The following is a 19899-nucleotide window of genomic DNA, read 5'->3' on the forward strand; positions in this document are numbered from 1 at the left end:
ATGTGTTTTTCCATATTAATTCCAAAAATCTGATTTCTTCTTTACTTTATTTTTAACTGCTCCGGTTCTTTTATTTCGCATGAGTTCCCAATGTTTGGGTGAAAAGGAGTCCATGCCGACCATATGGGCCGCTGCCCTGGCGTAGTTCCTTATATCGAGGGGCTCATTTCGGGTGAACTTTTTCACCCACCTCTGTACCGTGTGTCCACTTTTATTTTTGGTTGTAATAAGTTCTTCAGAGGTAAGTCCTTTAAAGTAGGCCTCATCATACATTGGGAAATGGCAATACCCTGGATCTCCCTGATTAACTCTTAACCAGCCGTATAGTTCCGATTTTAATAATGAAACACCGACATGCCATACTTTTACCCCGTCCACGGATTTGTTTTTTCTGGTCACATTCACGGCTTTTGGCGCAGAAATAACCGTAATCTGATTATCACGTCCTTTGATGGGGACGACTCTTGAAGGGGGATAACGGCCGCAAAAAGCATAGACTTCAGAGGACCAGTTTCCACTGTCCACACACATCATTCTGATACTCATCTGTGTGCCGTCGGGTCTTATCCATGTTTCATTCAGGACGGCATCGAGTTTTTGCCAAACCTGGGCGCTGCCATCACCTGCCACAAACCCCATTAGCACTCTATAATCAATGGAGTAGGAAACCTTCCCCTCGCACCAGCCTACTATTTCCAGTTCGATACGGTCTTTCTGAATATCTACCCCGGCTGTTAAAAAAGCAATTTCATCAGTGGGTATTTTTCCTCTTGGGTAATCCTCTCTACGGTCATACAAGGCTTCCCACTGGGGCTTATCTCCGCTTTCTTCATAGGTCAGCCCTAAGGAGGTGTTGTAAAACGTTTTCATTTTCGGGACATCTCCCATGGCCTCTTCATATTCTATGGCTAAATCTTCCCAGCTTTTCCATCCTAAAGGGGAATAGAGGGAATTGATATGATAACCCACCCTTTTTTTATTTTGATTCTCAGGCTTTGTAGGTATCCAAACTCCACTCTCCAGCATTTTTGTTTTTTCAGATTCCTGAATACCTTCCTGGCAGTGTTCACACTGGTAATAAACCTCTTTTGCGACCTTTGCGCTTTTGTTGTATTGATATTTTAAATTTTCCCATTTCAAATGCTGCAAAGTTCCGCAATGAGGGCATGGGAGAAAAAAGTATCTCTGGTCGGTACTCTCAAACAGGGGCTCAATAACACTAAGCCCTTTTGTTACCGGAGTGGATAAAATGAAGATTTTTCTTTTGGCAAATGTGGAAGTCCTTTTCTTTGCCAGGTCAATGGGATTTCCTTCAGTATCCAAATCCACAGGATAAGCATCTACCTCATCGAGCATGAGTCTTTTGACGGGCATATTTCTGAGCCCTGCGGCGCTGTTGGCTCCTGCTAACCTCAATACCCCTCCGGGGAATTCTTTTTTTGTGAGGGTATTTCCGCTGTCTCTGGACTTAGGTGGTTTTACTTTGTGTGCCAAGCTGGGCGAGCTTTCGAGCATAGGCTGTATTCTGGTCTTGCTGACGAGTTCCACCACTTCTTTAGTGGGTTCTACAAAAAGCATAGGGCAGGGGGAGATATCAATGGTGTAGCCTATCCAATTGAGTCCTGCCTCGGTCACGCCCAGCTGTGCTCCCTTCATGACAATAACTTCCTCTACAGGAGAATATTCCCCGAGATGATCCATAATCTCTTTGAGAAACGGAGTGATGGAAGTTCTGTATTTTCCTGGCATTGCTGAACTTTTACTGTCTAAGAGCCTGTTTTGATCTGCCCACTGGCTCACAGATAGTATGGGTTCTGGTTGTAAGGCGTCTAAAAATCCTTTAATGAGCATAGGTGGTAAGTTTTATTAAAGATTCGTTGATGCTTTCTGTTAATAATTTATGGGCATCGTTTCGGTCCATGGTCAGGAGCTGATCTATGATCCTGTCGGGAATTGCCTGTAGGTTCATTCTGATTTCTTTGCCATAGGCGTAAATTTCTTTATATACTTCTTCTTTGTTTACCAGCTGTCCGCTTTCTGTTTTGAGTTTCAAGAGATCGAGCTGCGCTTTAATGATGATTTGCTTTCGCAAGGCTTCAGGTGCTGTGTCCTGATGAGAGATTTGTATCTCAACGACATCGACCCCGCTGTAAGCTTCCAATTGCTGCTGGGATATATTTTCTTTTAATTTTTCATTGATCTTTTTGATCTCGGTCTGAAAACCGTATTCCTGATCTGCAATATCTGGGTTGATGGTTTTGGTTTCTGAATCATAGCCTTTAGAAATTTTTCCTGCTTTGATGGCCTTCTGAATCGAAACATGACTTACTCCTACACGTTTCGCATATGCTCTTATGGATAAGTATCTTTCTTTTTTCATAATTTTTTAATGAGTGGCAACCATAGTGGTAACCATGGTGGTAACCAAAGTGGTGTCTGGTTGCCAGGCTGGTCTTTCTCAAACCCTTATTAATACTACGTTTTTGTATTACCACAGTGGTAACTGGTAACCAGAAAAAAAATCTGTAGCTAGCGCTTTTTTGGGGCTCGTAGCGCCGTAGAAGGAGATTGCCGTAAAGTACCTACTCAGATTCCAGGGGTGTGTGTTATTTTTTACTTAATTTATCGATACAAGCCCCTTGATTGTAGCCTGTATCCGTTTCACTTTTACATCACAACTTAGGACTGTTCGCGTTATGATTTCCTGAAGCTCCTTATGGGTCCATCCTGACTTTAAAAACACATCGGCCTGATACTGCTCGTTGTTTTTATCCGTTACTATCATTTCCAGATCTGTCGGCTTCCCAATACTGAACCCCGATTTAATGGCATTGTCTGATATAATGATCTCTATTTCTGTACCGTCTCTGGTTTTTGATTGTAAACTTTTCATATTGATCTTGCTACGATTTTCAGTTTTATGGGTTTCATTAATAATTGGGTTTTTTGGCGGTCTTTTTTTCCTGTAAAGAATGATCATCCATGAGGAAGGGGATTTTCTGGTCATCCATCATCAGGATAAAGTCCCGGAATGCCTTTCCTCTGGTAAGGGCAGCAGAGACAATACTTCTTGTTTCATCATCGGGATCTTTCTGAATCCTGATGGCTGTTTCACAGAGGTTCATCAGATTGGTTCCCAGATTTCCGCGGGGTTTGAGGCTCTGATTGTAAGTTCCGGATGGGTTTTCATGAATGACCACAAGAATATGCGTTTTATACTCTGATTTTAATTTCAGCAGCCACTGAGTAATTTCCCCACTTTCAGCAACGTTATTAAAGTCTTTTACAAAGTGTACGATGTTGTCAATGATCAGCATTCTGCAATCAGGGTTTTGTTTCAAATGCTGCTCTACCAATTGTTTTTTTTGGTCTTTGGTAAGGGTTAAAACACTGTAATAATCTATATCGGCGCCTGTCATATAATAAATTCCTTTTACTGCATCGTGGCTGTCATGCTGTGATTGTTCGGTGTCAATTACTGCAATTTTTTTGCTTTGATAGGTTGAGAACATTTTTTCATTACTTCCATTTAAAATAGCCTGACACATTGATTTTATAAGTCCTGATTTTCTTGCTTTTGCAGGTCCGAAAAGAATGGAGATATTATCTTCAGACATGAAAGGGATATGATATCCATCCTGCTTAATGCAAAGTATGGGAATGGGTTTAGGATAATGATCCGTTCTGCGGATTAAATAATCTGAAATATTGAGTAACACTGGATCTTCATATCCTGCTGCAATGGGTTTAATCGGCTCAATCATTACTCAAAAATTACGTATTATCCGATCTTTGTTGATCGGCAGAACTCAAAGGTTTAACTTCCTTGAATCTGTATCCTTCATTCCATAATTTAAGTTTTGGAAACTCTTCTTTAGCTTTTTTAAGCAGGTCATTTAGTAATTCTTCTACCTGCTGATAGGTGATCCTCTCTTCTTTTTTGATTGGGACCATTTTTTGCGGCGTTACTTTTAAGGTCGATAGATGATCATTTTGTTCCCAGTTTTGTTCTCTATACATTTCTTTCAGGTATACATCCCGATCTTTCGGTATGCGTTCATACTGCTGATAAATCCAAAGTTCATCTGTAATTTTTCGTATCACTTCTTCTTTGGGGTCTATGAGCATGGTTATTCTTCTCATAATATCCATGGCATCAGGCATTCCCATGGGGAAATTGATTTCCTCTAACGGTTTTTCCCGCAAAACGGCTTTATTATTTTCATTCTGAACTTTATAGCATTTTAGAAGGTAAAATAAGAGAAGAGCATCCTCTAGAGAGGTATTTCGCTGTTTGGAATTCTCTTCATTAATGAGCTGCTGCAAGGCGTCAATGTCGGTTTGAGTTAACCTTAATGTTCCTGAATTTCTACTGGCATAATCAAACCTGTTTCGAAGGTGTACAAGAGCTTTCATACTGTTTGAATTTTTTAATTGCGGTTTCAATAGCCAGATGAAATTCGGGCTGTTTTTCGGCGGTCTGATTGACTTCTTTTGCGATTTTATCAATCTGCTTTACGTCATCTTTGCCTGTTTTGCGAAAAGCTTTCAGGCTTGAAATGGTGGTAAACCAAAAATCGTTAAAGCCCAATTGCTTCGCCTGGCATCTTTTGAAATGTTCCAGGATGGCAAGCATTCTTTCCACTCCGTTTTGGTCATTGACAATAATTAATTTCATGGTATTTACCCACTGATAAACATCGGCTTTGAGCAGATGCGAAGCTTTAGGGTTTTCTTCGATCCATAATTTCCAAAATCTGTAGGCCAGAATAAAGTGAGATTTATTGCCCTTAAAATTTTGAAGATAGTCGTTGAGATTTTTAATCGAAACAAAAAGAAATTTTTCTTTTTCCTGACCCTTCACAATATATTTATTAATACTACTATTATTAATACAGTTAGTATATACTTTACCCTTACCAAACCTCGGCGAAACCTTGGAATAAACCTCATCCTTAACCTCGGTACTAACCTCATCCCGAGCCTCTGTAAAATTTCCAAAGGTTAGGGAGTATAGCGTTTCAGAAGCTCCGTTTTTGGTTACAAAATCTATCATTCCTGCCTGTTTTAATTTATTTCGGGCATTTGCCAAAGTTTTGAATGTAACTTTGATGCCTGCTATGATTTTACTATTGTTATGCTTGAAGGATTCTTTCCATGAGCAAAGGTCGTTTATGCGTATCAGATACATATAAAGAGCGATCTCAGTCGAATTGAATGAATGGATTTCGTTCATACTCCAAAAGTGGTCCATAGCTGTTTTAAGATTCATTCTAACTAATTTGAAATGTTTCAGGTAAAAAATTAATAACTCTTAATGACCAGTTCTCCTGTACGTGGACCGATGGCATCGGTGAGTTCAGTAATACGAAGGTCAATCTTATTTTTAAAATACTCATCTGTTGTTTTAAAGAAAAGCCAGTACAGGATGTGTGCTGCTGCCGGAATCTCTACCAGATAGTCTATTATTTCCCTTTCTTTTATAGGTCTTTTGCTGGCCTGATCATTTGAATATACAGGGCTTATATCAGAATATTCCGGGTATTCTTTACTTGATAAGAATTCTTTCAGGAACTTGTCAATGTCGGGAACACATTCAAGCAGAATTTCTGATAAGCTAAGTTTAAAGGTGTCGCTACTGCATGGTTGTGATGGGTTTCTTCTGTTGTCTTGGTAGAATGTCATAATATTATTTTATAGGGTTTAAAAGTGCTTTTTTAGCACATTTGAAAGAATTTATGGTATGATCTTTTTTTTACTCAAAAACTCCCTGAGGAAAACAAATCCTTTCTCGGTCCATTCCATTCTGTTTCTGGTGTCAGAGGTTCCGTCAGATCTGAAAAATGGATATGGTATTGTTTTAGTATATCCATTGCCAGAATATTTTGCAGTAAGCTTCCAACAATCATCACCTTTTATTTTGTATTGAATGCCTAACTTTTTCAATTCTGCATTCAATGCTTTTGCACTTCTAAATCCTAATCTTGCTGATAGGATAGAGGCTGTGTAGGATCCGGTGCTGTTATAACAGTTTTTTGATAAGTCAACCCAAGGAGCATCACTTATGATCTGTTGCTGCTGGATCTCATTTTGCATTTCCAATTGTTTGTTCTTAAGCTTTACATTTTCGATAGTTTGCATGGCTACTTGAAATCCTTTAGCCATGATCATTTCAGGAGAGTCATTGTATTGTATAGGAATATATCCACCCGTCAGCCTTATTTGTTTTAAAACCTGTTTGATTCCTCTCTTTAAAGTTTTTGCAATGGGTTTTCGTGATTGCATTAAAACTTCATAAAGTCCATTTTCAGTTAAAAAATTACACCACCCTTGGAGACTTCCTAAGTTTAACTTAGTCACCTCATCTTGGTCAACTCTGCTTATCATGTCAGTCACGTTTGTTAATCCGAGCCATTGAGCGACATCTTTAGCTAAGAACAATGGATTATCATTTGTTCCATAAACGGTAATGTTTTTACCTAAAATTTCTTTTTGTTCTAATATTTTGATTTCCATATTGTTAAATATTTTGTAATTCCATCATTTATTTTATTTTTGTTATTTTTAAAGGAATTGGATATATCCGGTTAAAAGAATTCCTGCTACGATCGATAGTATTGCAATTGGAGTAGGAATGTCTTTAGTGTGTGGTTTCATAGCTATCCTTAACATTTTCACTTTGTAACATTTAAACGGAACTGTTTTTATTTTTTTGTATATTGGTGGCTCATCTTATTGTTTAGAACAATAATTAATTAAAAAATGATCATCTGCCATGTGCAGGTGATTTTTTATTTTCTGTACATATTCTTTGTCCGTCTACCTGGTAATTTTGCTTTCTCTTCCTCGGGAAGTCCTTTTCCCCTTTGGGGGGAGTTGTTATTTATCACACCAGACAACTCCCTTTTGCTGCATTATCAATTAATTGTATAGGGGATATTTTCTGCTATTACTTTACATCAAATCCAGGTTATTTATTTTTAGGGCTTGGGCAAGAGCTAATTTTTTAGCATTAGATCCTCTACGGTTTAAAATCCTTGAACTATCAATCACGGCTTCCACTCCGTTATTATTCTCTTTGTTCCCGATAGATTCCAATTCTTCAATTTGACATTTTATTAATGTGATTTCTTTTTTTTGATGATCTACCTTTTGCTCAAGCTTCCAGACTTTGATCCGCAGAGTTTCTAATGTTTGTTTTAAGCTTGCCATGTTTATTTTTCCTATTAAGGTTCAACAATTTCAGAGATAGAATCTTCCATTTTTTTTATATCTTTTTCAGCTGTTTTTATTATTTCTTTTGCATTGTCTATTGCGACTTTCGCCAGAGCATACAAAGCCTTTTGATTCTTTTCGTTTGATATGTTTGCATTACAAATCTTAATGTTGTGTAAAGTATTGTACCCGATGCTGTGGTCAAGGGTAATTTTTGCTACGTCTTTAGGTTTAGTGTATTCTTTAAAAAAATCTTTCCAATTGTTGCTGATTCGTTTTTTTAGATTGCTTTTCTTTGTTTCCATAAAAAATTATTTTGTATTGTTATTATTTTAATTATCTTTGTCACACAAATTTGTTTTTACAAATATACAAACAAAATTCGCTTATTACAAACAACAAGACAAACAAAATTCGTTGTTTGTTGTAATTTGTTGATAGTCAAATGGAAAAAAATATAATTGAAATTTCTCAGCGGTTAAGAAGGGCTATAGCTGTTTTAAAGGGAGATATGGTTGTTAAAACCAATCAAAATATCATAGAGAGAATGCAAGTGAATAAATCAAACTTTTCATCAGCTATTAATGGTAATACGAATTATTTGACTGAAGAGTTTGTTAAAAAGTTTGTGTCTGCGTTTCCTGGTTATGGATTTGACTTTGATTCTATATGGTATGGTTTGGAATGTCCGGCTCTTGTTAAAAAGGTAGAAAGTGAAGGCTTAGAAGATAAATATAATGGGTTTTATTATCCTGAGGTAAGGGTTAGTGCTGGATTTGGTGAAAATAATATCCAGCATCATAAAGAACCAGTAATTGTTCCTGGAGTCTATGAAGAGTTGGAATATATAAATGTTTTTGGCGACTCTATGTTTCCTAAGTTTTCAAGTGGCGATATTATAGGTATTAAACCTATAGATTTTAGCTATTTAGTATATGGGCATTCTTATGTTGTTGTCCTTGATAATGGAGACTGTTATATAAAATATGTTAAAAAAGGTTCGGATCAGTATCATGTTTTATTATCCAGTGAAAATAAATTTTATGATGACATGGAATTTCCTTTATCGAGAATAAAAAGTCTCTTTATTATCAAAGCATTAATTAGTAAACAAACATTTTAATTTATTAATATGGAAAACAAGGGAGAAAAACCAAAGACTAAAACCGAAATAAATGGGGTAGGTACAAAAAGTTCTACTGAGGATAAGAACAAAGCTCTCGCTTTAGTGCTTGATAAGTTAGATAAACATTATGGGAAGGGAACTGTAATGCGAATGGGTGATAGTAAAATTGATGAGAATATTGAAGTTATTTCATCTGGCTCATTAGGATTAGATCTTGCATTGGGTGTAGGAGGTTATCCTAAAGGAAGAATTATAGAAATTTATGGTCCCGAATCTTCGGGAAAAACTACTTTGACGCTCCATGCGATAGCAGAAGCTCAGAAAGCTGGAGGTATTGCTGCGTTTGTTGATGCTGAGCATGCTTTTGATCGTGAATATGCCGGTAAGCTTGGGATTGATTTGAATACACTTCTTTTTAGTCAGCCGGATAATGGTGAACAGGCTTTAGAAATTGCTGATAACCTGATCCGTTCTGGGGCTGTAGATATTGTAGTGATTGATTCTGTTGCTGCTCTTACTCCAAAGGCAGAAATTGAAGGAGAAATGGGGGATTCTAAAATGGGCCTTCATGCAAGATTAATGTCTCAGGCATTAAGAAAGCTTACGGCTACGATTTCAAGAACAAAAAGTACGGTAATCTTCATTAATCAGTTAAGAGAAAAAATAGGTGTTATGTTCGGAAACCCTGAAACGACTACAGGAGGAAATGCATTAAAATTCTATGCTTCCGTAAGAATCGATATTAGAAGAAAGGGAGGCGAAGGGGATAGAATTAAAAATAAAAGTAATGAGGCAATAGGTAATCCTGTCAAAATTAAAATTGTTAAAAATAAAGTGGCGCCTCCATTTAAAGAAATAGGATTAGATTTAATGTATGGAGAAGGAATATCCAAAGAGGGGGATATTTTAGATATAGCTCTTGAAAAAGGGATAATTTCTAAAAGTGGTTCCTGGTTTAGCTATGGAGATACAAAGATTGGACAAGGGCGTGATGGAGTAAAAGATATTTTAAAAGATAATCCTGAGCTTATTGAAGAGCTTAAATTAAAAATAGTTGAGACAATAAATACTTAAAAATTAAAATACCTTTTTAATTTTAATTCCCTTAAAATAGGGCGTTTATATGTGTTGCAATCGTGCAAAATACCGTGTAAAAATACTTAAAATTTAACATAATTTAACTAAATTATTAATTCGTAACGTTTTGATTTATAGTGATAAAGGGAAATTGGATGACAGAAATAAAGGACTTAAAATCCTGTGTCCGCAAGGACGTACGGGTTCAAGTCCCGTCTGGGGTACAAAGCCCTCTGTAATAATTTACGGAGGGCTTTTTTGTTTTCAATAATCATATTAAAATATATATAGTACAAAATAAATTTAATACGTCAGGTTCTGTCGCTTTCTGCATTGATATTTGTAACAATAAAACGCAAATATGAAATTCATACCAAAGTAAAAAAGATTCTGAGCCGGACGTTATAGTCTTAATCAAATATTCGGCTCTTTACCTAAACTTTGTTTCGATTTTCATGCTGAATTTTTATTAACCTAAAATTTTAAGCAATGAACTATGACAATTATTTTAATGATTTTGACGACTTCGATGAAACCAGCAAAAAAACTCTGCAGTCTTTATCAAGCTATTTTGTGCCCCATGAATCTCTTTTAAGTAAAACATTAAAGCAACCCACAGATTTACAAACAGAAACCTCTTTACCGCCTGCCCCGTCTTCCGTTTCAGATATTACAGACTGGCAGACAGATGAATATATCAATCTGGAACTTCTGATTTCAAAAATTAAGTATGGCAACAGTGGAATGAGGGATTATATTCTGGAATATAATCCCATTGACTATCAATCTAATACTCAAAGAAAGAGTCTTTCGCTCCCGGGCAAAAATTTCCTCAGGCTGAAAGTTTACCTGAACTCAAAAGCAGAAAATGTCTCAGTAAAATGGAGCCAGACCCAAATAAGTCACGAAATAGCGGTTGGAAAAGAGAAAATCTTCTACAGAATCAATTTTTTCTATGCAAAAAGCAACGAAAAGGCAATTATTCTTGAAACCTGCTCTTATCAGGAATTCAGAGATCTGAATATACTGTTAGGCTATGGTGATATTGATGACTATGATAAGGATTACAAATACTTCCTGAAAAATTTCGCAGATGCTCTCAAAAAATATGAAGATGCCGGGTCTCTGAAGTTCATCTACGAAAATATTCCTGAAACTATTTTGTCTGGACTCTCTGCGCATATTGATAATCTGATGTTTTTTAATCATCTTGAAATTCTTTCAAATGGCGATGATTCGGATATCTTCAAAGACAGCAGTTCTGCAGTGATACAGATTTTCAAAGCCATTGGAGATCCGGTTCCTGTCCTCAACTATTTCCGCGAAAATCCGGATAAACTGAACAGGATCTATTACAATTTAGACGGGAGCACGGAGTATGACGGTAAGATGCAAACCAACCGGATGATACTGGCTAATATCATGATGCTGTTTTCTCTGTTTGCGAATAATGATAAACGGAAAAAAGACGCGCAATCTTTTATCATTGGACAAGGCTATACAATAAACAGTGATATTCTGGAAATGGGAATTTTCCAGAGCAGCGGTGATCAGTACAGAGATACATTTCTCCTGCAACAGCAGAAAGAGGTACAGCGAAATGTAAAAATTATACCGAAAGAAGGAGATCCCAATGCAAAAGAGACCGTTACAGAAGATCTGGATGAAGGGGCACAGTTTCATCCTCTGGATATGGTGTATCTCACAGATATCAGTGGAGAAAAAGAAGAAACCTATCTGGTGCCTGCTATTTATCTGAAGGCATTAGCAGATGCAGAAGAATGGGCGGTTGTACAGCAGAATATCCGTATAGCAGCTAATCTCGTGGCTATTGTGATTGGTGTTGCCACATTGGCAACTACTGGAAACCCCTATTTTATTTTACTGGCTGCCGCCGATATTTCTTTGGCAGGAGCCGATCTTACCATACAGGCATTTAAAGAAGAAATTGCTACATATGAAGGCGGAAAAGAATTTCTGGCAGACTGGGAAGAGATTTATATGGTGGGAGGTATTGCACTGGCTGGTTTAACTGTTGTAGGCAGCTTTTATAGCGGAGCAGCCAAACTGATCGCAAAAATGGCAGACGGAAGTGCAAAGAATTATCTTAAGACTTTGGTATTAAAAGCCGTGCTGGAAACCAATATTTCTAATTTCCAAAAAAATACCATAAAAGTAGTGGAACCCCGGGAAATTTTTCCCGGAGCGGAATACAGAGCGCTTGGTAACACCATGGCGGAAAACGGGATAGTTTTCTTATTTGGACGAAGGAATGGGAAATTTTTAAATGCCTATGCTGCTGTTTATAAAGGTGAAGTGGTAGAAGAGTTTACCAAAGCAGAAATGCATATGTTCTACAAAAAATGGCGTAATTTACGGGGAGAAAAATTAGTAGAGGAGCTGGAGCATCTGGGTGGACATGTACCGCCAGGTGGTTCTATAGTGGCAACCAATGTCGAAGCAGAGGTAAAAGCATTTATAAAAGGGGAAAAACAATTTTTAAATGCCATAATTGAAAATCCTTTTGAAAAAAGGAAAGAAGCGATGCCTTATTTTAATCATATATCTATAGATAATGAAGTTATTCAGATAGGTGATCTAAATTGTGGTAATACCGTGGAAGTTGTAGTTGAGTTTTTGAGAACAGGAGAATTACGAAGAGCTAAATCTTCAACAATGCAAGACATAGAGGTAGTAGCTGCAAAATGTGGAGGCGGAAGTTTCCAGCCTGCGACAATCCCCAGAATGAAACAATTAATGGCAGAAGAAGATATTGTTGTTATTTATGGTATTAAAGAAAAAAATAGCATAACAGGAAGTACTAAAGGTCATTTTTTTGTGGGAATGAAAAAGGGCGGAGAATTACATTTATTTGATGGCCAAACGGGTGAATATGTAATTTTTGCTCAAACAAGAGAATATGGTAACTTTATCCAAAGAGGCTATTTAGAGTTTAAATACACAAAAGTGAGAAAGTAATAATTTTAAAATTGATTTTATGTTAACAGACAAAGAAATGCTAAGGATAGCGGAACGCTATTTAAAAAGTAGAGCAGAAAAATTTGGTGGAGCAGATATTGAAGTAGTAATATTAACAGATCATATCATTATAAAGCCTTATGGAAATATTTATGATTATCAATCTAAAGAATTTCTTCTAACAGGAGATTTTAATAAAACATTAGTAGGTAATGCATCTTTTTTAGTGGAAAAAAAGACAGGAAGAGTAGTTAGTTTTGGTACAGCAATGGATTTAGAAGACTATATAAAAGCCTACGAAAATGGAACATTAGGAAAAACCTTAACTCGTTATTGGTATCCTGATGAAGATAGATTCGATTATAAATAATTTTTAAAATGAAAAAAATTAAAATGTCTTTTGGTACATTTGCCACAGAAAAAATAAAACCATGAAATTATTCAATACCATTGTAGTCGTTAGCATGATCGCTGCTTCTAACCCGTTATTCTCACAGACATCCAGCGAAAGCAAAGCCAAAGAAATTATAGAAAAAGCCATTCAGGCAGAAGGCGGGAAAAAGCTTCTGAGCAGCATAAAAACGCTGTATTCCAAATCTGAAACGGTAATGGACGGGCGAAATGTGTATTGGATTACCAAAGAAATGGTACCCAATAAAGGAAGCTTTGAAATTGAATATCAGGGAAGAATTGTTTACAAATCATGGTTTGACGGTAAAACAGGTTATGAACTGGTCAACGGTGAGAGAAAGCTGGCTGATCCTGCTGAATTTAGAGATAAGGCCGACAGAAAGTATATCATGAATGAACTTGCTTACATAGATCCAAAATTATACAAGATTGAACTTATTGACGAAAATCCAGATAAGATCTATTATAAAATAAAAGCAACGTATATAACAGGAAAGGTGACCTATCTGTATTACGATGTAAAGTCATTCTTTCTAAGCAAAGAAGAAACGGTGGAAAATGGTGAAAAGAATACATTCTCTACAGTTTTACAAAGCGATTATAAAAAATTCGGGGATCTTTGGTATGCTACCAAATCGACTTTTGTTTCTGAAGATGGGAATCAGGAAGCAACTCTTGTAGATTTGTATTATAATAAAAATATTGAGGATAAAGATTTTAAATAATTGATTTACAATCTCTCCAGACTAAAATAAGAACCTTTGTAAATGCACTACAAAGGTTTTCTTTTTTTAATAAGCTGCATAAAAAACCGCTTCACAACTTGCGAAACGGTCAAAAATATATTGAGAGGTGATTAGTTGCCTAATTCAAGCTGATTTTTTACAAGACTGTAGTAATCTGCTTTCTTGTTGACCAACTCCTGATGGTTTCCTTTTTCAACAACGGCTCCGTTTTTCAGAACAATAATCTGGTCTGCATTTTTTACAGTGCTTAAACGGTGTGCTACAATAATTACCGTTTTTCCTTTGAAGAATTCCTGCAGGTTGTCATGAATGATCTTTTCATTTTCGGCATCCAGTGCGGAGGTGGCTTCATCAAAGAGGATAAAATGAGGGTTTTTGTACACTGCTCTTGCAATAAGAACCCTTTGCTTCTGACCTCCGGAGATTCCGTTGCCGGCTGCCCCTATTTTAGTGCTGTATCCTAGCGGAAGATTGTCTATGAAAGACGAAATGTTGGCTACTCTTACCGCATTTTCCATTTTTCTGGTATTGATTTCCACTTCACTAGTTGCAATGTTTCTTTCGATGGTGTCTGAGAAAATAAATCCGTCCTGCATTACCACTCCATAGTTTTCTCTGATGCTTTTAGGAGAAAGGGTAAGAATATCATCTTCGTTATAGTGAATGGTACCGTGAGTAGGGTTATAGAACTTCAACAGCAGCTTCATCAATGTTGTTTTTCCGCTTCCGCTGGCTCCTACAATGGCTGTAACTTTGCCTTCAGGGATAAACAGGTTGACATCTTTTAATACAAACTGAGATTTCGGCCCTTCATACTGGAAAGAAACATTATTTAAGGTAATTCCTCTCTCTTCATCTTTTGAATAAGTATTGCCAACTTCCAGCGCTTTCATTCCCTCTTTTTCTTCTTCTTCATGATTCTGAACTTCATTTAATCTTGAAAGGCTCAGTTTGGCATCCTGTAAAGAGCGGAAGAAAGAAATCATTTGATTAACAGGAGAGTTCAGCTGTCCGATGATATAAGATATTGCTAATAGTTCACCAATGGTCATATTTCCTTTCACAACCTGCAATGCAGCAAAGAACGTCACGAAAATGTTCTTTAATTGGTTAAGAAATTCAAATCCGGAAAACTGATACTGATCTACTTTTAAAATACGAAGAGTTGTTTTGAAAAGCTTATTCTGAATCCCTTCCCATTCCTGTCTTTTGTAATCTTCGAACTGATTTAATTTCATTTCAGAAACTCCGTTCAGGATCTCATAAACGCTTTCCTGGCTTTGTCCTTTTTCGCGGAATCTGTAATAATCCAGAATTTCTCTTTTTTTCAGCCAATATTGAGCCCAAACCAATGATAATGCTGTCAGAGAGGAATAAATAAGTACAATTGTAACGTTATAATACCAAAGCACTCCGAAAAACACCAGGAAAGTTACCATAGAGAAGAAAGTCATAAGGCTCTGAGAGGTAAGAAAATCTTCTATTCTTTCATTATCCTGAATTCTCTGGGTAAAATCCCCCTTCATTTTGGTATCAAAAAAGCCCATTGGAAGAAGGAGCATTTTCTTTAGAAAGTCTGAAATAATGGAAATACTGATTCTGGTTCCAATATAAAGCATCAGCCAGTTTCTGAGAATTTCTATCGTGATACTTCCTAAATATAAAACGATCTGAGAGACCAGGATGATGGTAATAAGATCTACGTCTTTTGTGTTAACTCCTTTATCAATAAGTGTTTGCGTAAGGAATGGAAATATAAGGCTCAGGCAGCTTCCGATAAGCAGCATTCCGGATAAAAAGAGGAATTTGTTTTTGTGCTCTTTGAAATATTTCATGGCAAAAGAAATACTCAGTTTATCTTCTTCCGGGAAGGTTTGCTGGTAAAAGCTGTTGGTAGGGCTTACAAAAAGAGCAATTCCGGTTTCTCCGTCAGACAGCCAGCTTTTAAGGAAATCTTTTTCACTCAGCCAGATCATTCCATGGCTGGGATCAGCAATTTTGTAGCGTTTTTTTCCTGAAATAAGGCTTTTCTTTACGTCAATAAGCACCACAAAATGGTTTTTATTCCAGTGAAGAATACAAGGCAGGCTGCCGTTTTCATCCAAAGTCTGCAAGGTAAGCTTGGCAGGGTAGGTTTCAAATCCAATATCTTCGCACAGTTCACTGATGCTCAGTAAGCTAACTCCTTCTCTGGATAAGTTGGCATTTTCTTTTAAAAAATGTAACGGAATCTGCTTGCCAAAGTAGGAAGCCACCATTGCGATACATGCAGGACCGCAGTCCATTTGGTCGTGTTGAGGAATAAATTTTAGCTTCATGATACTAGATATTTTCTTTTGCCGATTTTCATTTTATAATACTTTTCTACGATGCCGTAGATGATCAGTTCATGCATTCTGTGTCTGGATCTGATGAGCCTGTTGATATGCATGTGAATAAAACTGCTCACTAATCTTTCTTTCTGAATGGTCTTGAGCTTTTCTATTTCTTTACAGTTTTCTGTGACTGCATTAACAAACTCTGAGAAGTATGGATTGTCATCCGTTTCTACAATTTCACTGATGATATTCAGGTTGCTTCTGTATTTAAGGTCGAGCTGCTTTTTCAGGTTGCTGTCTACATTAAACTCTTTCTGAAACTGGTTGTAAATCTTGCTGATGACTTCATATCGTTTATCCAGATCCAGTTTGAAAACATCGAAATAAGCATCAATACTTTTGATAGCGTATAACCAGAGGTCATCATTGTTCGGAACATTTTTCAATAGATTTACAGTCAGTTTGCTGTCATAGTGGAAGATATGTTCTGCGGTTTCGATAAATTCACCTTCATATCTTTCATATTCTCTGTCATAGGTTCCCATTTCCACTTTATTAATGATTCCTTCATTGATATATTTATCAAAATAATCGTTGAAAGTTGTAATAATCTGCGCTGTATTGGTAAGGTCATTATCATTAATTTCCAGTCTTAGTCTGATATGATTATCAGGATCACTGTACCTGATGTAGAACCATTTTTTGATCAGATCTTCTTCATTAAGCTGTTCTAAAAGCTCCGGAAACACATCCTGTAATATTTTGTCTGAGAACTTGTTTCCGCAATAGATTTTATAGTAAAGCCATTTATTTCCCGGGATGAACTTATGATCAGCAATATTGGCATTGAAAAGATGCAGGTCAAGCTCTGTTTTAAATGCAGTATAGCTTCTGTTGATCATAGGAATAATAATCTCATTGTTGAACTCATCTGCCTCAAGATCGTAAAGACATTCTGTAAGTGTTACCATTTCCTTAGACCTCAGTTCTTCTATCAGAAATAATAAAAGGTTGTCATTTTCCGTGTCGATCAGTAACTTATTGTCTCCCTGAGAAATAAAGAAATAGCGGTTTACTTTTTTATCGGATAGATATTCTTTTACTTTTTTAATGCTTTCAGTGTTATTTTTAGCCTTTATTCCTGATACTTCGTTCTGGTATACTCTCCATAAGGCCGGCGTAAAGATGATATCATTACCGAAGGTGATGCGGGGAATATAATCATACATCAGGTAATTGGTATCTCCAATATTTAAAACCAATGCGGTGGAAACATCCTGATGCTGAAGATCACATAAAAACTGATACACCGGCAGCGAATTATAATCAAAATTATGTGCAGTAGAATGGAAGATTTTTACTTCTTTATTCAGTTCTTTATGGAATAAAACAATTCTTTTATCCATCATTTTAATGTAAAGATCCGTCAGGCTGATGGTGTTTTCCGAAGTTGAAGGTTTCGTAAGATAAGAAAGCTGGTTTCCTCTTTTTACCTGTCTCAGAAGGATATTTCCTGCTCTGTTATCCGGCAGGTGAAGCAGTTCTGCGTAGATAAAATGATCATCATTCTGTTCTTCTTTGATGATTCTGTTCACCGGGGCAAGGATTTCTTCATCTTCATTGGAAAATCTGGCGATAAGATTGGCTCCGCTGGTACCTCCTACAGAAGAAATGGCAATTTTATCAGACACCTTTTCTATCATTACTGCAATAGATCTTGCAAGACTTACTTCATCTGTATTCTGAAGGTTGCTGATGTCATGCTGGCTAAGATCTATGGACGTTTCTCCGTTGATATTGGCTTTGTTGATGAGTCTTCTCCAGAACTCATGAATCTTTTTATTGTAAGTGATGGAAAATGAATCTGTATTAGAATTTGGCCAGCTTAGCGTATCCAAAAGGGAAGAAAAATCATTTTCGCTGTTTTGTTCCTGGATATAGCCGATACCACTTTCGTTGTCCAATACTTCTACCAAAGGCACCAGGCTTTCTTCATATCTTGTATAAAAAGCGGTCTTGAATTTTTCTAAATTTTCATTTACCGTTTCGCTTCCTTTGTCCCAAAAGCAGGATAGGGTATTGATTCCTTTTTTGATTTTGGAAAGATCTTCTCTGGTAACCGGAGAGAAATCCAGATTTCTTTTTAATGAAGAATTGATCAGGTATTTTCTGTCATATAAAATGGAAAACTGATTGGCAAGTGCAAATATTTCATTGTAATATTCCTGAGGCTGTCCAACTCCGGAGCTCAGCAGCTTCATATAGTCTTCCATTTTGATGAGGGTCTCCAGATAAGCGTCCAGTTCAGGAGCGATACCTTTTTTTGAATTTAAATAATCAATGATCTGGCACAATGGAGAATGCTCGTTTAAGCAGATATCGAAGTTGCTTTTGAAGAACTGCGCATCAATCAGACTGAAGATATAATATTTTGCATCTTCTTCAGAAACTCCATCTACATTTTCCGCAACCAGACCAACCAGGCTGTCGAATGAATAAGACTTGTTGGCAGTAGTTTCAACCAGAAAATCCAGAAGTTCATCTTTTTCCAATGAGCTTAAGGTGTAGACTCTTTTTTCATTTTGTACTGAAGTTTCGATATATCGGTAATAATCACCTAACTTATAGATAGAGTCATTAAGTTCATATTCGTGAACTTCCGGAAAGTCTCTGTTGATTAATGCAATAACCTGAAAAAGAAAAGACAGATCCAGTGTTGTATACCGGTGGATAGCATTCATATTTCCGGCTTCTATATTTTTATGTTCTGAGTTCAGTTCAAAAGCAGAATGCGAAGCAAATGTTCCGAACGGAGTAGATCTGGTGGTAATTCTGATGTAATATTTCAGGATAGAATTGTTAATTCTGTTTCTCTTTACCTGAGATAAAGACGGGTCGTCCTGGCATAGTCTTGCCCATTCATTATACAGCTCATAAGAAGCTAAGAAAATAGATTCTCTGAAGACTTCATCATTCCATAATTCAAGCACAAAATGATCAAGATCTGCTGTATTTTTCGGGATGTTGTTATATTGTCTGAATGAGTATAAAGCGTTTCTCATAAAGCCAATATTAATGTTATCTAACTGCGTTTTCATGTTGAATAGATTGTAAGTTGTAATGATTGCTTATCGTTTCAGCGTTTTCTATTTTCTTGTCACTGTCCGCTTCTGTATCATATAAAATGAATTCATCTACGGCCAGCTGTTCATCCAGTTTCTCAATGAGTTCAAAAAGCTCTTCAAAGTTGAGGTGAAGAATTTTAAAAGCTTCGGATTCATCGGCATCAGATTTTATTTCATTCACTTCTGACAAGTTGATCGCGAGTGCCAATGATGTTTTAGGAAGAAATCCGTTTTTCTGTAGAAAGGCTTCCCTGTATCTGTTGATTTCTTCTTTTTTACCTTCAAAACTGTCAAGGAACTTTCCGTTTCCGTGAAATGCTGATACACAGTAGTTTGAGTGTAAACTGATGGCGTCATCCAGATTATTCAAAGAAGAAGAAAGATACCATAGATCGGGGATCAGGCCGCCGTAGGGAGGAATTAAGATTCCTTCTTTCTCATTTCTTTCCGCTTCAGAATAGAAAAGCTCGTGAATCTCTTGGGCATTTTCTTTAAAAACCGCTCCGGTACCTCTTTCAAGAATATCCGAATTTAAAAGGTTTTTCGTATGGTTACTTTCCGGGATTCCTTTGGACAGACCGAGATCTATTCTCCCATTGAATATATTATTGATCAGTTTATAATTGGTAGCCACAGCATAAGGAGAATAGCTCGGTACTGAAGTTCCTGCGGATCCTACTCTTATTTTTTCCGTCATCCCGGCAATCATGGCAATCACGATATCCGGGTTTGAAAAGGCAAGATTCTTAAGGTGGGAATAATGATGCTCTGCCAGCCAGAATCTGCTGTATCCTAATCTCTCTGCATGAAGGGCATAATCAACTACATCGTTAAGAGCTGTGATGGAATCTTTGCCGCTTCTGTATCCTAGTTCTAGTAATCCTATGCTTTTTGTTTTCATG

18 protein-coding genes are annotated in these 19899 nt (G+C 36.8%); 5 read left to right on the top strand and 13 right to left on the bottom strand.

Annotated elements, in window-relative coordinates:
- Positions 1 to 15: 15 nt before the first annotated feature.
- From CLU97_RS04020 to CLU97_RS04065, 10 genes are all read right to left on the bottom strand, one after another.
- Positions 16 to 1851, bottom strand: a complete 1836-nt coding sequence (locus tag CLU97_RS04020; protein WP_121486800.1) for a phage terminase large subunit family protein — start codon at positions 1849 to 1851, stop codon at positions 16 to 18.
- Positions 1841 to 2380 (bottom strand): hypothetical protein, encoded by a 540-nt coding sequence (locus CLU97_RS04025; protein WP_121486801.1) that lies wholly within the window; start codon positions 2378 to 2380, stop codon positions 1841 to 1843. The genes CLU97_RS04020 and CLU97_RS04025 overlap by 11 nt, the downstream gene beginning before the upstream one ends.
- A gap of 237 nt (positions 2381 to 2617) precedes the next feature.
- Positions 2618 to 2893 (bottom strand): hypothetical protein, encoded by a 276-nt coding sequence (locus CLU97_RS04030; protein ID WP_121486802.1) that lies wholly within the window; start codon positions 2891 to 2893, stop codon positions 2618 to 2620.
- A 37-nt stretch (positions 2894 to 2930) separates the two neighbouring features.
- On the bottom strand, positions 2931 to 3764 hold the full coding sequence (locus CLU97_RS04035; RefSeq protein WP_121486803.1) for an AAA family ATPase: 834 nt from the start codon (positions 3762 to 3764) through the stop codon (positions 2931 to 2933).
- 10 nt (positions 3765 to 3774) lie between these two features.
- The gene (locus tag CLU97_RS04040) at positions 3775 to 4416 is read right to left on the bottom strand and encodes a hypothetical protein (RefSeq protein WP_121486804.1); all 642 of its coding nucleotides are present in this window, start codon (positions 4414 to 4416) and stop codon (positions 3775 to 3777) included.
- Entirely contained in the window at positions 4382 to 5272 is an 891-nt protein-coding gene (locus CLU97_RS04045; RefSeq protein ID WP_121486805.1) for a hypothetical protein, read from the bottom strand. The genes CLU97_RS04040 and CLU97_RS04045 overlap by 35 nt, the downstream gene beginning before the upstream one ends.
- 32 nt (positions 5273 to 5304) lie before the next feature.
- Positions 5305 to 5685, bottom strand: coding sequence for a hypothetical protein (locus CLU97_RS04050; RefSeq protein ID WP_121486806.1), 381 nt, complete (start codon positions 5683 to 5685; stop codon positions 5305 to 5307).
- A gap of 51 nt (positions 5686 to 5736) precedes the next feature.
- Complete coding sequence (locus CLU97_RS04055) at positions 5737 to 6516, bottom strand: phage antirepressor (protein ID WP_121486807.1); 780 nt, start codon at positions 6514 to 6516, stop codon at positions 5737 to 5739.
- A 438-nt stretch (positions 6517 to 6954) separates the two neighbouring features.
- Positions 6955 to 7212: a hypothetical protein gene (locus CLU97_RS04060; protein WP_121486808.1), complete on the bottom strand. Its 258-nt coding sequence runs from the start codon at positions 7210 to 7212 to the stop codon at positions 6955 to 6957.
- Between the two features lie 14 nt (positions 7213 to 7226).
- Entirely contained in the window at positions 7227 to 7520 is a 294-nt protein-coding gene (locus tag CLU97_RS04065) for a hypothetical protein (protein ID WP_121486809.1), read from the bottom strand.
- Positions 7521 to 7660: 140 nt separating this feature from the next.
- Here CLU97_RS04065 and CLU97_RS04070 point away from each other — a divergent pair, with 140 nt between their 5' ends.
- The 5 genes from CLU97_RS04070 (at position 7661) to CLU97_RS04090 (ending at position 13533) form a co-directional block, all read left to right on the top strand.
- Positions 7661 to 8338, top strand: coding sequence for a helix-turn-helix transcriptional regulator (locus tag CLU97_RS04070; RefSeq protein WP_121486810.1), 678 nt, complete (start codon positions 7661 to 7663; stop codon positions 8336 to 8338).
- A gap of 9 nt (positions 8339 to 8347) precedes the next feature.
- Entirely contained in the window at positions 8348 to 9415 is a 1068-nt protein-coding gene (gene recA / locus CLU97_RS04075; RefSeq protein WP_121486811.1) for a recombinase RecA, read from the top strand.
- A gap of 492 nt (positions 9416 to 9907) precedes the next feature.
- Positions 9908 to 12397 carry a hypothetical protein gene (locus tag CLU97_RS04080; protein WP_121486812.1) on the top strand — a complete coding sequence of 830 codons (2490 nt, stop codon included), beginning with the start codon at positions 9908 to 9910 and terminating at the stop codon, positions 12395 to 12397.
- Positions 12398 to 12416: 19 nt separating this feature from the next.
- A complete protein-coding gene (locus CLU97_RS04085) occupies positions 12417 to 12767 on the top strand; it encodes a hypothetical protein (protein ID WP_121486813.1) in 351 nt (116 codons plus the stop codon).
- A 61-nt stretch (positions 12768 to 12828) separates the two neighbouring features.
- Positions 12829 to 13533 (top strand): hypothetical protein, encoded by a 705-nt coding sequence (locus CLU97_RS04090; RefSeq protein WP_121486814.1) that lies wholly within the window; start codon positions 12829 to 12831, stop codon positions 13531 to 13533.
- Positions 13534 to 13664: 131 nt separating this feature from the next.
- Here CLU97_RS04090 and CLU97_RS04095 read toward each other — a convergent pair whose 3' ends face one another.
- The 3 genes from CLU97_RS04095 to CLU97_RS04105 are packed head-to-tail and all read right to left on the bottom strand — an operon-like array spanning position 13665 to position 19898.
- Complete coding sequence (locus tag CLU97_RS04095) at positions 13665 to 15872, bottom strand: peptidase domain-containing ABC transporter (protein WP_121486815.1); 2208 nt, start codon at positions 15870 to 15872, stop codon at positions 13665 to 13667.
- Positions 15869 to 18970: a lantibiotic dehydratase gene (locus CLU97_RS04100; protein ID WP_121486816.1), complete on the bottom strand. Its 3102-nt coding sequence runs from the start codon at positions 18968 to 18970 to the stop codon at positions 15869 to 15871. Before CLU97_RS04100 ends, CLU97_RS04095 begins: the two co-directional genes overlap by 4 nt.
- On the bottom strand, positions 18951 to 19898 hold the full coding sequence (locus CLU97_RS04105) for an LLM class flavin-dependent oxidoreductase (protein ID WP_121486817.1): 948 nt from the start codon (positions 19896 to 19898) through the stop codon (positions 18951 to 18953). The genes CLU97_RS04100 and CLU97_RS04105 overlap by 20 nt, the downstream gene beginning before the upstream one ends.
- Position 19899 lies beyond the last annotated feature (1 nt).

Origin of the sequence: Chryseobacterium sp. 7, assembly GCF_003663845.1 — a bacterium.
In the GTDB taxonomy this organism is placed as follows: Bacteria; Bacteroidota; Bacteroidia; order Flavobacteriales; family Weeksellaceae; genus Chryseobacterium.

Bases quoted from the DNA above. Each gene is read 5' to 3' on its own strand.
- CLU97_RS04020 (WP_121486800.1), bottom strand. From the start codon at position 1,851: ATGCTCATTAAAGGATTTTTAGACGCCTTACAACCAGAACCCATACTA.
- CLU97_RS04025 (WP_121486801.1), bottom strand. From the start codon at position 2,380: ATGAAAAAAGAAAGATACTTATCCATAAGAGCATATGCGAAACGTGTA.
- CLU97_RS04030 (WP_121486802.1), bottom strand. From the start codon at position 2,893: ATGAAAAGTTTACAATCAAAAACCAGAGACGGTACAGAAATAGAGATC.
- CLU97_RS04035 (WP_121486803.1), bottom strand. From the start codon at position 3,764: ATGATTGAGCCGATTAAACCCATTGCAGCAGGATATGAAGATCCAGTG.
- CLU97_RS04040 (WP_121486804.1), bottom strand. From the start codon at position 4,416: ATGAAAGCTCTTGTACACCTTCGAAACAGGTTTGATTATGCCAGTAGA.
- CLU97_RS04045 (WP_121486805.1), bottom strand. From the start codon at position 5,272: ATGAATCTTAAAACAGCTATGGACCACTTTTGGAGTATGAACGAAATC.
- CLU97_RS04050 (WP_121486806.1), bottom strand. From the start codon at position 5,685: ATGACATTCTACCAAGACAACAGAAGAAACCCATCACAACCATGCAGT.
- CLU97_RS04055 (WP_121486807.1), bottom strand. From the start codon at position 6,516: ATGGAAATCAAAATATTAGAACAAAAAGAAATTTTAGGTAAAAACATT.
- CLU97_RS04060 (WP_121486808.1), bottom strand. From the start codon at position 7,212: ATGGCAAGCTTAAAACAAACATTAGAAACTCTGCGGATCAAAGTCTGG.
- CLU97_RS04065 (WP_121486809.1), bottom strand. From the start codon at position 7,520: ATGGAAACAAAGAAAAGCAATCTAAAAAAACGAATCAGCAACAATTGG.
- CLU97_RS04070 (WP_121486810.1), top strand. From the start codon at position 7,661: ATGGAAAAAAATATAATTGAAATTTCTCAGCGGTTAAGAAGGGCTATA.
- recA (WP_121486811.1), top strand. From the start codon at position 8,348: ATGGAAAACAAGGGAGAAAAACCAAAGACTAAAACCGAAATAAATGGG.
- CLU97_RS04080 (WP_121486812.1), top strand. From the start codon at position 9,908: ATGAACTATGACAATTATTTTAATGATTTTGACGACTTCGATGAAACC.
- CLU97_RS04085 (WP_121486813.1), top strand. From the start codon at position 12,417: ATGTTAACAGACAAAGAAATGCTAAGGATAGCGGAACGCTATTTAAAA.
- CLU97_RS04090 (WP_121486814.1), top strand. From the start codon at position 12,829: ATGAAATTATTCAATACCATTGTAGTCGTTAGCATGATCGCTGCTTCT.
- CLU97_RS04095 (WP_121486815.1), bottom strand. From the start codon at position 15,872: ATGAAGCTAAAATTTATTCCTCAACACGACCAAATGGACTGCGGTCCT.
- CLU97_RS04100 (WP_121486816.1), bottom strand. From the start codon at position 18,970: ATGAAAACGCAGTTAGATAACATTAATATTGGCTTTATGAGAAACGCT.
- CLU97_RS04105 (WP_121486817.1), bottom strand. From the start codon at position 19,898: ATGAAAACAAAAAGCATAGGATTACTAGAACTAGGATACAGAAGCGGC.